This is a genomic window from Aromatoleum anaerobium, from assembly GCF_012910705.2.
In the GTDB taxonomy this organism is placed as follows: domain Bacteria; phylum Pseudomonadota; class Gammaproteobacteria; order Burkholderiales; family Rhodocyclaceae; genus Aromatoleum; species Aromatoleum anaerobium.
In genome coordinates this window covers 13,036-27,943 of record NZ_WTVG02000031.1, presented here as the reverse complement: position 1 = coordinate 27,943, position 14,908 = coordinate 13,036, and the positions used below count along the sequence as shown (strand labels likewise).

General features: G+C 67.8%; 14 protein-coding genes. 8 read left to right on the top strand and 6 right to left on the bottom strand.

Translation table 11 applies throughout. The features are described 5' to 3' along the window. Positions 1-32: 32 nt before the first annotated feature. Genes GO606_RS01120 through glpK form a run of 3 tightly spaced genes read right to left on the bottom strand, consistent with a single transcriptional unit; the run spans position 33 to position 3,990 of the window. Positions 33-872: an EamA family transporter gene (locus tag GO606_RS01120; RefSeq protein WP_169118991.1), complete on the bottom strand. Its 840-nt coding sequence runs from the start codon at positions 870-872 to the stop codon at positions 33-35. Next, positions 863-2,503 carry a glycerol-3-phosphate dehydrogenase/oxidase gene (locus tag GO606_RS01115; protein ID WP_169118990.1) on the bottom strand — a complete coding sequence of 547 codons (1,641 nt, stop codon included), beginning with the start codon at positions 2,501-2,503 and terminating at the stop codon, positions 863-865. Before GO606_RS01115 ends, GO606_RS01120 begins: the two co-directional genes overlap by 10 nt. Next, positions 2,500-3,990: a glycerol kinase GlpK gene (gene glpK, locus GO606_RS01110; protein ID WP_169118989.1), complete on the bottom strand. Its 1,491-nt coding sequence runs from the start codon at positions 3,988-3,990 to the stop codon at positions 2,500-2,502. Before glpK ends, GO606_RS01115 begins: the two co-directional genes overlap by 4 nt. A gap of 159 nt (positions 3,991-4,149) precedes the next feature. Between glpK and GO606_RS01105 the strand changes: the two genes are divergently transcribed. Together GO606_RS01105 and GO606_RS01100 are read left to right on the top strand one after the other, a co-directional pair. Beyond that, on the top strand, positions 4,150-4,512 hold the full coding sequence (locus GO606_RS01105) for a SpoIIAA family protein (protein ID WP_169118988.1): 363 nt from the start codon (positions 4,150-4,152) through the stop codon (positions 4,510-4,512). Continuing rightward, the gene (locus GO606_RS01100; RefSeq protein WP_169118987.1) at positions 4,509-5,366 is read left to right on the top strand and encodes a sulfurtransferase; all 858 of its coding nucleotides are present in this window, start codon (positions 4,509-4,511) and stop codon (positions 5,364-5,366) included. The genes GO606_RS01105 and GO606_RS01100 overlap by 4 nt, the downstream gene beginning before the upstream one ends. Positions 5,367-5,447: 81 nt before the next feature. Here GO606_RS01100 and GO606_RS01095 read toward each other — a convergent pair whose 3' ends face one another. The 3 genes from GO606_RS01095 to queG form a co-directional block, all read right to left on the bottom strand. Then, on the bottom strand, positions 5,448-6,179 hold the full coding sequence (locus tag GO606_RS01095) for an SDR family NAD(P)-dependent oxidoreductase (RefSeq protein WP_169118986.1): 732 nt from the start codon (positions 6,177-6,179) through the stop codon (positions 5,448-5,450). 111 nt (positions 6,180-6,290) lie between these two features. Next, entirely contained in the window at positions 6,291-7,097 is an 807-nt protein-coding gene (gene murI, locus GO606_RS01090) for a glutamate racemase (RefSeq protein WP_169118999.1), read from the bottom strand. A gap of 95 nt (positions 7,098-7,192) precedes the next feature. Next, positions 7,193-8,230 carry a tRNA epoxyqueuosine(34) reductase QueG gene (queG, locus tag GO606_RS01085; RefSeq protein ID WP_211166681.1) on the bottom strand — a complete coding sequence of 346 codons (1,038 nt, stop codon included), beginning with the start codon at positions 8,228-8,230 and terminating at the stop codon, positions 7,193-7,195. 36 nt (positions 8,231-8,266) lie between these two features. Between queG and tsaE the strand changes: the two genes are divergently transcribed. Genes tsaE through GO606_RS01055 form a run of 6 tightly spaced genes read left to right on the top strand, consistent with a single transcriptional unit; the run spans position 8,267 to position 14,890 of the window. Next, entirely contained in the window at positions 8,267-8,782 is a 516-nt protein-coding gene (tsaE, locus tag GO606_RS01080; RefSeq protein ID WP_169118984.1) for a tRNA (adenosine(37)-N6)-threonylcarbamoyltransferase complex ATPase subunit type 1 TsaE, read from the top strand. Continuing rightward, a complete protein-coding gene (locus tag GO606_RS01075; protein ID WP_169118983.1) occupies positions 8,737-10,086 on the top strand; it encodes an N-acetylmuramoyl-L-alanine amidase in 1,350 nt (449 codons plus the stop codon). Before tsaE ends, GO606_RS01075 begins: the two co-directional genes overlap by 46 nt. Before the next feature lie 60 nt (positions 10,087-10,146). Then, positions 10,147-11,085 carry a bifunctional riboflavin kinase/FAD synthetase gene (locus GO606_RS01070; protein ID WP_169118982.1) on the top strand — a complete coding sequence of 313 codons (939 nt, stop codon included), beginning with the start codon at positions 10,147-10,149 and terminating at the stop codon, positions 11,083-11,085. 16 nt (positions 11,086-11,101) lie between these two features. Next, a complete protein-coding gene (gene ileS / locus GO606_RS01065; RefSeq protein ID WP_169118981.1) occupies positions 11,102-13,921 on the top strand; it encodes an isoleucine--tRNA ligase in 2,820 nt (939 codons plus the stop codon). Next, entirely contained in the window at positions 13,914-14,465 is a 552-nt protein-coding gene (lspA, locus tag GO606_RS01060; RefSeq protein ID WP_169118980.1) for a signal peptidase II, read from the top strand. The genes ileS and lspA overlap by 8 nt, the downstream gene beginning before the upstream one ends. Beyond that, entirely contained in the window at positions 14,462-14,890 is a 429-nt protein-coding gene (locus GO606_RS01055; RefSeq protein WP_169118979.1) for an FKBP-type peptidyl-prolyl cis-trans isomerase, read from the top strand. Before lspA ends, GO606_RS01055 begins: the two co-directional genes overlap by 4 nt. Positions 14,891-14,908: the final 18 nt, after the last annotated feature.

The following is a 14,908-nucleotide window of genomic DNA, read 5'->3' as shown; positions in this document are numbered from 1 at the left end:
ATCCGAGCCGCATCGCCGCGATGGCCGCCCCCTCAACGCCCCCGCAGCACGATCGCAACGCCGCCGAGAATCGCCACCGAGGCCAGTACGAGCCGCATCGTCACGACTTCGCCGAGCAGCAGCACACCGCCGAGCGCGGCGATCACCGGCACGCTGAGCTGCACGGTCGCCGCGCCGGTCGCGCTGAGGCCGCGCAGCGCGGCGTACCAGACGACATAGCCCGAACCGGACGCCAACGCACCCGACAGCACCGCGTACAGCACCCCGGACGACTGGATGTTCACGCTGCCGACCCCGAGGATCGCCAGCCCGATCGCCATCGGCACGGTGCGCAGGAAGTTTCCGGCGGTCGCCGCGAGCGGGTCTCGGGTGCCGCGCCCGCGCAGTGAATAGACGCCCCACGCGATACCGGCGCCAACCATCAGCAGCGCGCCGCCGAGCGGCGGAGCGGACAGGCCCGGCGACAGCAGATGGACGAACCCGCCGAACGCGAGCAGCAGCCCGACCAGTTGCGACATCGTGAGCCGCTCGCCACGCACGAGCCCGGTGAGGATCATCGTCGCCTGCACCGCCGCGAACAGCAGCAGCGCGCCGATACCGGTCGGCAAGGACACGTACGCGAACGAAAAGGCCGCGGCATACGCGAACAACGCGAACGCGGAGCGCCAGTTCCCCGCTCGCGCAGGCGGGATCCCGCGCGCGCCGAGCAGCAGGGCCAATGCCAGCGCGCCCGACAGCAGGCGGATCACGGTGAAGCTCGCCGCGTCGATCGCCTCCTGCTGCAGCGCGAGCCGGCACAGCACCGAGTTCGCAGCGAACGCGAGCATCGCGACCGCTGTCAGCGATAGCGCGCGGACTTTCGTCACGAGCATTCTCCAGCCGGCGCCGGCGCGCCATAGCGGATCGCCAACGCGCGAAAGCGTGCGACTTCGTCCGCGCACCACTGCGCATCGTGTCCGAGTTCCTCGGCAAGCACCGTTGCGACCGCCGGCGCCGCCGCAGCAGCCCGGGCGGCGTCGAGAAACAGCGCGCGATGCCGGCGCGCCAGCACGTCCTCGACGCCGCGCGCGAGCTCAAACCGCGCGGCATGGCGCACCTCGGCCTCGGTCAGCGTCAGGCCGTCCTGCATGCGCCGCGTGGCGCCGGGCAGCAGGTCGACGACGGCCCGATCGCTGCCGTAGCAGTCGCCGGAAAAGCCGGGGGGCGCGCCATGCAGGCGCAGCGCGGCGGTCGCTGCCGGGCGTCGCGGCAGCATCCCGACGGCGCAGGCCTGGTCGATGGTTTCCTCGGCCATCCGCCGGTACGTCGTCCATTTGCCGCCGGTGATCGTCACCAGCCCGCCGGGCGACACTTCGATGCAATGTTCGCGCGACAGCCGGTGCGTCGCCGTCCTCTCGTCCTCACCGACCAGCGGCCGCAGGCCGACGAAGATGCTGTGCACATCGGCCCGTGTCGGCGCCGGCACGAGATAGCGGGCCGCGGTCGCGAGGATGAAATCCACTTCACCGGGCAGCGCGTCAGGCTCCAGCGGAAGGTCGGGGCGAGCTGTATCGGTCGTCCCGATCAGGACCTTGCCTTGCCACGGAATGACGAACAGCACGCGTCCATCCGGCGTCTCCGGCACCAGCAGCGCGGTATCGCCAGAGAGGAAACTCCGGTCGACGACGACGTGCGCGCCCTGGCTCGGGCGCACCAGGGCGCGGGCCGCGGGACGCTCGAAACGGCGCACTGCGTCGGCCCATACACCGGTCGCGTTGATGACGACGCGGGCAGCGATGCGGAAGACCTCATCGCTCTCCGCATCCCGTGCGATGATCCCGCGCACCCGGCCGCCTTCGACGATCAGATCGTCGACCGGCAGGTAGTTGAGCGCCAGGCCACCCAGATCGAACACCGTACGCATCAGCGCGATCGCCAGCCGCGCGTCGTCGAACTGGGCGTCCCAGTAGGCGATCCCGCCCTTCAGCCCGACGGGATTCAGACCCGGCAGCGCCGCGACTGTCGCGGCCGCGTCGAGGATGCGGCTGCGTTCGATGCCGTGAATGCCGGCAAGCAGATCGTAAAACCCGAGCCCCAGCCCGAAGCGCGCTCGGTCGTGCCAGTGATAGGCCGGCACGACGAAACGCAGCGGATGAACGAGGTGAGGCGCATTCGCAAGCAGCCGAGAACGCTCGGCCAGCGCTTCGCGCACCAGCGCGAGGTCGCCCCGGGCAAGATAACGCACGCCCCCGTGGATCAGCTTCGTCGCGCGCGAACTGGTTCCTTTCGCGAAGTCGCATGCTTCGACGAGTAGCGTCGAATAGCCGCGCGCGGCGGCATCGACGGCGCATCCGAGCCCGGTCGCACCGCCGCCGATGACAACCACGTCCCAGCGCTGCGACCGGCACAAACGATCGAGCAGCACGGCGCGGGCAAGTCGGCGCTCCGCCGCAGCGGATTGGCCGTGCGCATGAAAATTGTCCGGCGCCGCACGGACGCCTTCCTCCTCGCCGCCCGCGCTCATGCCGCGGCCCAGCCCCGCGCCCGTTCCACCGCCCGCCGCCAGCGCGCGATGGCCGCCTCGCGCTGGTCCTCCGCCATCACCGGCTCGAAGCGGCGTTCGGCGCGCCAGTGCGACGCGAGCTCCTCGATGCCGGACCACATCCCCACCCCCAACCCGGCAAGATACGCCGCTCCCAGCGCAGTGGTCTCGAGCATCCGCGGACGGACCACCGGAACCCCGAGCAGATCCGCCTGGATCTGCATCAGCAGATCGTTTGCCGCCGCACCGCCATCGACGCGCAGTTCGGCCAGCGGCCCGGCGCCGTCGCGGTCCATCGCGGCGACGAGATCCACCGTCTGCAGCGCGATCGCCTCGAGGGCTGCGCGGGCGATGTGCGCAGCGCCAGTGCCGCGAGTCAGCCCGAGCAGCGTGCCGCGGGCATATGCGTCCCAGTACGGTGCGCCGAGCCCGGTAAACGCCGGCACCAGCACGACGCCATCGCTGTCGGGGACGCTCGCGGCGAGCGCCTCGACGTCCTCGGCGCGCCTGATCAGCCCCAGCCCGTCGCGCAGCCACTGCACGAGCGCGCCACCGACGAAAATGCTGCCTTCGAGCGCGTAGCAGGTCTCCCCCCGCGAGCGCCACCCGATCGTCGTCAGCAGGCGGTTCGTCGACGCTACCGGCGCCGGGCCGGTGTTCATCAGCAGGAAGCAGCCGGTGCCATAGGTATTTTTCGCCATCCCCGGGGCAAAGCACGCCTGGCCGAACGTGGCTGCCTGCTGGTCTCCGCCGATGCCGGCGATCGGTACCGCCGCGCCGAGCACGTCGGCGCGGGTGGTGCCGCACACTCCGCTGCTGTCGACGACGCGCGGCAACAGCGCGGGCGGAATGTCGAGCAGCGCGAGCAGCGTTTCGTCCCACTCGCAGCGGTGAATGTTGAACAGCATCGTCCGCGACGCATTGCCGGCGTCGGTCACGTGCAGTGCACCGCCGCTGAGGTGCCAGAGCAGCCAGCTGTCGACGGTGCCGAACGCCAGTTCGCCCGCCCGTGCCCGGGCGCGCGCGCCGGGGACGTGGTCCAGCAGCCAGGCGAGCTTCGTCGCCGAGAAATAGGCGTCGAGCTCGAGCCCGGTGCTGGCGCGGATCATGTCGGCATGCCCGGCCTCGCGCAGCCGGTCGCATGCCGCCGCGGTGCGCCGATCCTGCCAGACGATCGCCGGCGCAAGCGCCCGGCCCGTCGCACGTTCCCACAGCAGGGTGGTTTCACGCTGATTCGTGATGCCCACCGCAGCCAGCGCAGAAGCGGCAATGCCGGCCCGGGCAAGCGCGGTCCGGGCGCAATCGAATTGGGTCGCGAGAATCTGCGCCGGATCGTGCTCGACCCAGCCGGGCTGCGGGTAGTGCTGCGCGAACGTCTGCTGGGCGGCACTCTTCACCTGCCCGTCGCGGTCCAGCACGAGCGCTCGCGAGCTCGTCGTCCCCTGGTCCAGGGCCAGCAGATAACTCATGACACCTCCGGCAGTGCTCGCAATGACGCAAGACTACCGCGCGCCCGTCCGCGTGACCATCCCGGGCCACGGTCTGCCCGCTGCGGACATCGTGATTGAAGCGCCCATCGGCCGGGACTATAGTAGTCCGCATAATTCAATGGCCCTGCGGAGGCAGCCATGATCACCACCGACCACCAACCCAACCTCGTCTCCGTCACCGTATTCGGCGAATTCACCCTCGCGGACTACAAGGAGTTCGAAGAGATCGTCAATTACAAGGTGCAGTTCGAAGGCCCGGTCAACCTGCTCTTCGACCTGCGTCAGATGGCCGGCTTCACGCTGGACGTCGCGTGGGAAGAAATCAAGTTCTCGCGTCGCCACGCCCGGGATTTCCGCCGCATCGCGGTGCTGACCGAAGACCAGTGGCTGACCTGGAGCGCGTGGATTTCGCAGCTCTTTGTCGATGCCGAAGTGCTTGTCTTTGCCGACGAAACCGACGCGCGCAGCTGGCTGGAGGCGGCCGCGGAGCCCGCGCAGTGAACGCTTCGTACAGCACGCTGATCGGCGCCCGCGAGCTCGCGGAGCACCTCGACGACCCCGACTGGCGCATCGTCGATTGCCGGCATGACCTGGCCGACACCAGCTTCGGACGGGCGGCGTACGAGCGCGGCCACCTGCCGGGGGCGCATTTCCTGCATCTCGACGAGGACCTGTCGGGCCGCATGACCGGTACCAACGGGCGGCACCCCCTCCCCGACCCGGCCGACTTCACCGCCCGGCTCGGGCGCATCGGCATCGGCAACGACACCCAGGTGATCGCCTACGACGACGCCGGCGGCATGTTCGCCGCCCGGCTGTGGTGGATGATGCGCTGGCTCGGCCACCGCCGCGTCGCGGTGCTCGACGGCGGCCTCGTCGCGTGGTGTGCGGCAGGGCAGGCCCTGACGACCAAAACTCCGTCCGTCCGGCCCACGACCTACTCGCTTTCGCTGCAACCCGCCGTCGTCGATGCCGCCTTCGTGCTCGACCACCTTTACACCGGCGACATCATGCTCATCGACGCCCGCAGTCCGGACCGCTTTCGGGGCGAGAACGAAACGCTGGATCCGGTCGGCGGCCACATTCCGGGGGCGAAAAACCGGTTTTTCCGCGACAACCTCGTCGGGGGCGGCTGTTTCAAACAGGCCTCGGTGCTGCGCGAGGAGTTCGGCGCGCTGCTGAAGGGGCGCGACGCGCACCGCGTCGTCCACCAGTGCGGATCGGGCGTCACCGCCTGCCACAATCTGCTGGCGATGGAGTCGGCCGGCCTGTCCGGGTCGCGGCTCTACGCCGGGTCGTGGAGCGAATGGTGCGCCGACCCGTGTCGTCCGATCGCGACCGGCCCCGAAGAATAGGACGCCACAGGCACCGCGCCGGCCGCGGTCGGCTCCGGCCGGCCGCGCCCATTCCCGCAGCACCTGCGACGCGAACGGGCTTCAGAATTTCTCGACCCACGGACGCAGGTCCATTTCCTGCGTCCACGCGCTGCGCGGCTGGCAATGCAGCTGGAAATAGGCTTCCGCGATCGCCGACGGGTCGAGCATGTCGTCGCTCGCCTCTGCGCTGTGCTCGATGCTGGACGGTGGGCGAATGCACCCGTCGATGATCACATGCGCGACGTGGATGCCTTTCGGCTGCAGCTCGCGCGCCATGCTCTGGGCGAGCGCCCGCAGGCCGAACTTCCCGACCGCGAGGTTGTGGAAACCCGCGCTGCCGCGCAGGCTCGCCGTCGCGCCGGTGAAGAGGATCGTGCCGCCGCGGCCGCCGCGCCCGATCCGTTCCAGCATCGAGCGGGCCGCTGCGCGACCGACGAGAAAACCGCCCATGCAGCCGACGCGCCAGCAGCGCTCGAACTCTTCCGCGGTGGTTTCGAGCAGGCCGCGCGGCACGAAGGCGCCGGCGTTGTAGATCACGACATCCGGCTCGCCGAACTCGGCGCGCACCTGGCTGAAGAGGTCCTCGACGGATTTCTCGTTAGCGGCGTCGCACGCATACGCTTTCGCGCCATGCCCGATCGCCGCGCACTCCATCGTCAGCGACTCCAGCCGCGCGACGTCGCGGGCCGCCATCGCGACGTTCATCTCCGCCTTGCTGAAACGCCGTCCGAGCGCGCAGCCCAGTCCCGGCCCGGCCCCCACGACCACCGCAAGTTTCCGCTGCTGCTCCATGTCCGCCTCCTGCGCATCGCGGCGCTCGTCCGGCGCCCCGCGTCTGCCTGAAGCTTAGTTCACGAAAAAAGGCTGCGCAGCGCGGCGGCCGGAAAGCTGTGCCGGCGCTCGCTACCAATCGAGCTTCTCGACCTCGCCGAGCGAACGGCCGAGGAACCGTTCGCCGATCGTCTGGAAGCGCAGCGGCACGTCGGTGACGACGAATCGGTACGTCGCTTCGCCCGGATGCGTGTTCGCGAGGCCGAGCGCATGCAGTTTGGCCGCGGCGAGTTCCGCCGTCGTCAACGCGGAGTCCACGAGCCGCACGCCCGGACCGACGACGTCGCGCAGCAGCGGCTTCAGCAACGGGTAATGCGTACAGCCGAGCACGAGACTGTCGACCTCCTCGGCGAGCACCGGCTTGAGGTATTCCTGCGCCGTCAGCCGCGTGACCGGATGATCGAGCCAGCCCTCCTCGACGAGTGGCACAAACAGCGGACAGGCCTGCGAATAGACGCGCACGCTCGAGTCGAGCGCATGGATGCGACGCGCGTAAGCGTTGCTATTGACCGTTGTCGGCGTGCCGATGACGCCGATGCCGCGGCTGCGCGACTGGGCGACCGCGGCCTGCGCCCCGGCTTCGATGACGTCCAGCACGGGGATGGAGCCCGCCCGCTGGCGCACGGTTTCGGCTGCGACCGCAGCCATCGTGTTGCACGCCACGATCAGCATCTTGACGTCCTGTTGCAGCAGGAAGTCGGTGATCTGTTCGGTAAAGTGGCGGATCGTCGCGACCGACTTGACGCCGTACGGAACGCGCGCGGTGTCGCCGAAGTAGACGATGCGTTCGAGCGGCAGCCGTTCCATCAGCGCGCGCACAACTGTCAGCCCGCCGATGCCGGAATCGAAGACGCCTATTGGTCGCGAAGAATTCACGATGAAGCCCGGGGCGGTTGGAAGCGCGGGATTCTAGCTGCAATCGACGGGCGACAGACCGCGGCCTGCATTGTCGACCCACGAAACCCGCTTCAGCTTCAGGCAGCGTCGTGCCGCTTCAGCGCCCAGGCGACATGCTCGCGCACTAGTTCCGAAGGGTCGTCGGCCCGCGCGCGCAGCGCGGCGACGATGCCGGGCGACGTGGGGGCATTGCCGAGCGCCACGGCGAGATTGCGCGACCAGCGCTCGAAGCCGATGCGGTAGATCGCGCTGCCCGCCATGCGCGTCGAGAAATCGGCCTCGGTCCAGCTGAAGAGTTCCACCAGGCTCGCGCGGTCGAGTCCGTGGCGCGGCGCGAAGTCCGGTTCTGCGGTGAGCTGCGCGAAGCGGTTCCACGGACACACCAGTTGGCAGTCGTCGCAGCCGTAGATGCGGTTGCCGATCAGCGGTCTCAGATCCTCCGGGATCGCCCCTTTCAGCTCGATCGTAAGATACGAGATGCAGCGCCGGGCATCGACCCGGTACGGACCCACGATCGCCCCGGTCGGACACGCGTCGAGGCAGGCACGGCAGGAGCCGCAATGGGGCTTCGCCGGTGCATCGACCGGCAGCGGCAGGTCGGTGAAGATCTCGCCGAGGAAAAAGAACGAACCGGCCGAGCGGTCGAGCGTGAGCGTGTGCTTGCCGCGCCAGCCCAGCCCGGCGCGCGTCGCGAGTTCGACCTCCAACACCGGCGCGGAGTCGACGAAGACCCGGTAGCCGTGCGGCGCCTCGGCGGCGATGCGTTCAGCGAGCTTCTGCAGGCGCGTGCGCATCAGCTTGTGGTAGTCGCGCCCGAGCGCGTAGCGGGACACGTAGGCGCGCGCGGGCTCGTCGAGCGCCGCTTGCGCAGCGGCGGCCTGCGGCCAGTAATTCATGCGTACGCTGATGACACGCAGCGTGCCCGGAACCAGTTCGGCGGGGCGCGCCCGCTTCATGCCGTGGCGCGCCATATAATCCATCTCGCCGTGAAAACCGCTGGCGAGCCATGCCGCCAGGCCCGGCTCGGCGCCGGCAAGATCGATGTCCGCGACGCCGACGGCGGCGAAACCCAGTTCCCTGGCCCATATATTCAGCTGCTCCGCGACGGTCGTCAGCGATTCGTGCGGCGCGGCGTGCCCGGAGGCACCCTGATGATTCGGATTCTTCACCCGGCAGATGATAGCGGCTGCGGATTCATCGCGCAGCTCGATAACGAAACCGATACTGAAGCTGCCGGCGCAGCGCTCGCGCCGGCCCTGCACGCCGGGTTGGTGATTTACCTGCGTGGTGACCTCGGCGCCGGGAAGACGACGCTGGTCCGCGGCGTGCTGCGCGCCCTCGGCCACGACGGAAAAGTAAAAAGTCCGACCTACACCTTGATTGAACCTTATGTTCTTTCTAGATTAAACTTATATCACTTTGATTTTTATCGCTTCGCAGTGCCGGAAGAATATCTGGAAGCAGGGCTCGACGAGTACTTCGGCGGCACCGGCGTGTGCCTCGTGGAATGGCCCGACAAGGCCAGCCCATATCTCGCGCCGGCGGACGTGGAAGTGCGCCTCGCCACCGCCGGCACGGGTCGGCGCATCGAGGTCTCTGCGCTGACGGAGGCAGGACGGACATGTACAAAAAAACTGAATTCGGAACTCAACCTGCCCGCTCCGTGACGCCCGGCACGTCCGGCACGCCGAAACTCGGCCGGCGCGACCTTCTGAAGTTCGCCGGCGGCGCGCTTGTGCTGCTGGTGAGTCCGCTCGCCGCCGCCGCGAGCCTCGTCGCGGTGCGCGTCTGGCCCGCCGACGATTACACGCGCATCACGCTCGAAGGCAGCCGCCAACTGAAGTTCAGCCACCTTCTCGTCAAGGATCCCGACCGCCTCGTCGTCGATCTCGAAGATGTCGAACTCGACAGCGTGCTGCAGACCTTGCCATCCAAGGTACTCGAGTCCGATCCGTATATCCGGCTGATTCGCGCCGGGCAGAATCGCCCCGGGGTGGTGCGGCTGGTCGTCGAACTGAAGAACGAGATCACTCCGCAGATATTCACGCTCCAGCCGGTCGGCGATTACCGCCACCGCCTGGTGCTCGATCTGTATCCCACCGTGCCGGTCGACCCGCTGCTCGCGCTGATCGAAAAATCCTCGCCGCTCGATGCCGCCGCCGGCGATACCGCCGCTGCGGGAAGCGACGACGCGCCGGTGCAGCAGGCCGCCGTGCAGGACAGGGCAAAGCGCCGGAAACGTCCGCCCGCGAACCGGCTGCTCACGGTCGCGCTCGACCCCGGCCACGGCGGCGAGGACCCCGGCGCGGTCGGACGGCGCGGCAGCTTCGAAAAAAACGTCACGCTGTCGATCGCACGCCGGCTGAAGCGGAAGATCGATGCCGAAACGAACATGCGCGCGATGCTGACGCGCGACGGCGACTATTTCGTGCCGCTGCGCCAGCGGGTGACGCGGGCACGACGGGTACAGGCAGACCTCTTCGTGTCGATCCACGCCGACGCTTTCGTCCGCCCCGAAGCACGCGGCAGCTCGGTGTTCGTACTGTCGGAAAGGGGCGCCTCGAGTTCGGCCGCGCGCTGGCTCGCGCAAAAGGAAAACGACGCCGACCTGATCGGCGGCGTGAATCTCGCGAAACAGGAAGGCCATCTCGCGCGAACGCTGCTCGACTTGTCGCAGACGGCGACCATCAACGACAGCCTGAAGCTCGGCAAGGCGGTGCTGAACGAGCTCGGCGACATCAACACGCTGCACAAGGCGCACGTCGAACAGGCTGGATTCGCGGTACTGAAAGCGCCAGACATCCCGTCGATCCTCGTCGAGACGGCGTTCATCAGCAACCCGGAGGAAGAGCGGCGCCTGAACGACGACGCCTATCAGGACAAGATGGCCGAAGCGATCATGCGGGGCCTGCGCCGCTACTTCAAGGACAACCCGCCGCTCGGGCCGACGCGGGTCGCGCAGCTGGACTGACCGGCGGGAACCGCCAGAGCGCTCGCGTTGCCGTTATAATTACCGCTTTTTCGGGCGGCCATGCAGGTTTTTCGCGGGATTCCGGAGCACGCCGCGCAGTCCTCGGTTCTCACCATCGGCAATTTCGACGGGGTGCACCGCGGCCACCAGGCGCTGCTCAAGCTGCTCACCGACAAGGCCCGTTCGCTGGTCCTGCCGGCGGTGGTGCTCACATTCGAGCCCCATCCGCGTGAATACTTCTCCCCGGCCGATGCGCCGGCACGCCTCGCGTCGCTGCGCGAAAAGCTGCTGCTGCTCGCCAGCTGCGGCGTCGACCGCGTCCACGTCTGCCGCTTCGACGCGCGCCTCGCGGCGCTGACCGCGGACCAGTTCATCGACGACATCCTCGTGCGCGGCCTCGGCGTGCGCCACTTGATCATCGGCGACGACTTCCGTTTCGGCGTGAAGCGCCAGGGCGACTTCGCGTTGCTCCAGGCACGCGGCGCCAGCCACCGGTTCGCGGTCGAAGCGATGCCGACGCTGGATGTCGGCGGAGAACGCGCCTCGAGTTCGGCGGTGCGGGAAGCGCTCGCGGAAGGCGATCTCGCCCATGCCGCGCGGCTGCTGGGCCGGCCCTACAGCATCGCCGGGCGTGTCGTGCACGGCGACAAGATCGGCCGCACGCTTGGCTATCCGACCGTCAACATCCAGATGAAACATCGCCGGCCGGCGTTGTCCGGCGTGTTCGCGGTCGCCGTCGAAGGACTCGCCGCGGAACTCGTCGCAGGCGTCGCGAGCATCGGCGTACGGCCGACGATAACCGCGTCGGGGCGTCCGACGCTTGAAGTCCATCTCTTCGACTGGGACCGCGACTGTTACGGCGCCCATCTGCGCATCCATTTCCTGAACAAGCAGCGCGACGAAGCCAAGTTCGAATCGCTCGACGCCCTCATCGCCCAGATTGCCCGGGACGCGGAAAATGCGCGCGCCTGGTTCGCACAACACCCGATTCGCCCCTGAGGCCGAAAACACCATCATGGCTGATTACCGCAAGACCCTGAACATGCCAGACACCCCGTTCCCGATGCGCGGCGATCTCGCGAAGCGCGAACCGGGCTGGGTTGCCGACTGGCAGGCGAAGAAGCTGTACCAGAAGATCCGCAAGGCGGCGGCCGGGCGGCCGAAGTTCGTCCTGCACGACGGCCCGCCGTACGCGAACGGCGACATCCACATCGGCCACGCGGTCAACAAGATCCTCAAGGACATCATCGTCCGCTCGAAGACGCTCGCCGGTTTCGACGCTCCCTACGTGCCGGGCTGGGACTGTCACGGCCTGCCGATCGAGCATCAGATCGAGAAGCAGCACGGCAAGCACCTGCCCGCCGATCGCGCGCGCGAATTGTGCCGCGAGTACGCGGGCGAGCAGATCGAGCGGCAGAAGAAGGACTTCATCCGCCTCGGCGTGCTCGGCGACTGGGACAACCCGTACCGGACGATGAACTTCTCGAATGAAGCGGACGAGATCCGCGCGCTCGGCGATCTGCTCCGCAAAGGCTTCCTGTTCAAGGGACTGAAGCCGGTGAACTGGTGCTTCGACTGCGGTTCGGCGCTCGCCGAAGCCGAAGTCGAGTACCAGGACAAGAAATCGCCGGCGATCGACGTCGGCTTCCCGCTCGACACGGCCGAACGGACCAAGCTCGCGCGTGCCTTCGGCCTCGAGGCGCTGCCCGATCACCCGGTGTATGCGGTGATCTGGACCACGACGCCGTGGACGATTCCCTCCAACCAGGCGCTCAACGTGCATCCCGAGCTGATGTACGAACTGGTCGAAACGCCAAAGGGTCTGCTGATCCTCGCCGCCGAACTGCGCGCATCGGCACTCGAACGCTATTCACTCGAAGGGCGAGTCCTCGCCGCCGCGCGTGGTGTGGCGCTCGACCGCATCCAGTTTCGCCACCCGTTCTATGACCGCCTCTCGCCGGTCTTCCTCGGCGACTACGTCGCGGCCGACGCCGGTACCGGCATCGTGCATAGCGCCCCGGCCTACGGCCTGGACGACTTCCAGTCCTGCATGCGCTACGGCATGCGCAACGACGACATCCTCAACCCGGTGCAGGGCGACGGCGTATTCCACGAAAGCCTGCCGTTCTTCGGCGGCCTGTCGGTATGGGATGCGAATCCAAAAATCGTCGACAAGCTCGCCGAAGTCGGCAGCCTGTTCGCCTCGGGCACGCTGACCCACAGCTACATGCACTGCTGGCGCCACAAGACGCCGGTGATCTATCGCGCGACGACGCAATGGTTCGTGGGCATGGACCGCCTGCCGGGACGCGAAGCGGTCGACCCGGGCAGCCCGACGCTGCGCGAACTGGCACTGAAGGCGGTCGACGAGACGCAGTTCTACCCCGCGTGGGGCAAGGCGCGACTGCATTCGATGATCGCGAACCGGCCCGACTGGTGCGTATCGCGCCAGCGCAACTGGGGCGTCCCGATCCCGCTGTTCCTGCACAAGGAAACCGGCGAACCGCATCCGCGCTCGCTCGAACTGCTCGAGCAGGTCGCGCAGCGCGTCGAACAGCACGGCATCGACGCCTGGTTCAAGCTCGACGCGGCGGAACTGCTCGGCAGCGACGTCGCGCAGTACGACAAGATGCGCGACACGCTCGACGTCTGGTTCGACTCGGGGACGACGCACTGGACGGTACTGCGCGGCTCGCACGCTGCCGACAGCCAGTGGCCGGCGGACCTCTATCTCGAAGGCTCGGACCAGCACCGCGGCTGGTTCCACTCGTCACTCTTGACCGGCTGCGCGATCGACGGGCGTGCCCCGTACGACGCCCTGCTGACGCACGGCTTCGTTGTCGACGGCCAGGGCAAGAAGATGTCGAAGTCGAAAGGCAACGTCGTCGCGCCGCAGGAAGTCTCGGACAAGCTCGGCGCCGAGATCCTGCGCCTGTGGGTCGCCGCCACCGATTATTCGGGCGAGCTCACGATCTCGAAGGAGATCCTCGACCGTGTCGTCGAAGTCTATCGCCGCTTGCGCAACACGCTGCGCTTCCTGCTCGCGAACACTGCCGACTTCGACATCGCGAAGGACGGCGTGCCGGTCGAGGAGTGGCTCGACATCGACCATTACGCGCTCGCGCTGACTCGCCGCCTGCAGGAGCAGGTCACCGGGGATTACGCCCGCTTCGAGTTCCACAAGATCGTGCAGGCGCTGCAGAACTTCGCCGCCGAGGATCTGGGCGCGTTCTACGTCGACATCCTCAAGGACCGCCTGTACACGACGAAGGCCGACTCCCGCGCCCGCCGCGCCGCCCAGACCGCGCTGTGGCACATCACGCAGGCGATCACCCGGATGATGGCCCCGATCCTGAGCTTCACCGCCGATGAAATCTGGCGGGTGACCGGCAATGACGCCGAGGACAGCGTGATGCTGCACACTTGGCACGCATTGCCCGAACTCGCGGCAGGCGATGAAATCCTCGCTCGCTGGGAGCTGATCCGCAGCGCGAGGGCAGACGTGCAGAAAGTGCTCGAAAGCCTGCGCAGCGACGGCAGGATCGGCGCTTCGCTGCAGGCCGAAGTGCGCGTGCGCGCGAGCGGTGCGCGTTTCGACGCGCTCGCGAGTGTCGGCGCGGATCTGCATTTCGTGCTGATCACGTCCCGCGCGGAACTGGTGCGCGTCGAAACCGAAGCCGATGAAGGCGTGGACGCTGCGCCCTCGAGTCACCACAAGTGCGGCCGCTGCTGGCATTTCCGCGAGGACGTCGGTGCCGATGCCGATCACCCCGAGCTGTGCGGACGCTGCGGCACGAACCTCCATGGCGACGGGGAAAGCCGCACGCATGCCTGAGGCCTCCCGGGAACCCGCGCCGGCTGCACGGCAGGCGCTGACGCGACCCTTCGTCGGCTGGCTCGCACTGGCTGCGCTGGTTGTGGCGCTGGACCAGCTCGCGAAATGGCTGGTGCTGTCGCGGCTCGACTTCGGCGAGGTGGTGCCCGTCACGGGCTTCTTCCAGCTCGTCCTGGTCTACAACCCGGGCGCGGCGTTCAGCTTTCTTGCCGACCATTCGGGCTGGCAGCGCTGGTTCTTCATTGCGCTTGCGCTCGTCGTCTGTGGCTGGCTGCTCGCGATGCTGCGCCATCACCAGCGCGAACGTGCGCTGCCGCTGGCGTTCAGCCTCATCATCGGCGGAGCGGTCGGCAATGTCATCGACCGGATCGTGCATGGCGCAGTGGTCGATTTCCTCTACTTCCATATCGGCCGCCACGGCTGGCCGGCCTTCAACGTCGCCGATTCCGCCATCACTGTCGGCGTCGCCCTGATGCTGTGGGCGCAGTTTCGCTCACCTCGCGACGCCTCCCGCGACACATCCACTTCGGAGAACCCCTCGTGACCCAGATCGTCCAACCCGACAGCCTGGTGACGCTGCACTACCGCATCGCCATGGAAAACGGCCAGCCGCTGATCAGCACCTTCGAAGGCACGCCCGCGACGCTGCAGCTGGGCGCCGGAGAGCTGCTTCCCAGCCTCGAGCGCCTGCTCGCCGGCATCGAGGTCGGCAAGCATCACTTGTTCACGCTCGCGCCCGAAGAGGCGTTCGGCCCCCACAATCCCGAGCTGGTCGAGCATGTGAAACGGGAGCACATGCCGGAAGAGGAGATCGAACCGATGACGATCATGGAGTTCGGCGCACCCAACGGTTCCCGCTACTCGGCGCTTGTGCGGGAAATCAACGAAACGTTCGCGGTCGTCGATTTCAACCACCCGCTCGCCGGCAAGACGATTCGCTTCGAAGTGGAAGTGATCGGCGTTCTTTGAGCGCCCGCTGAATGCAAA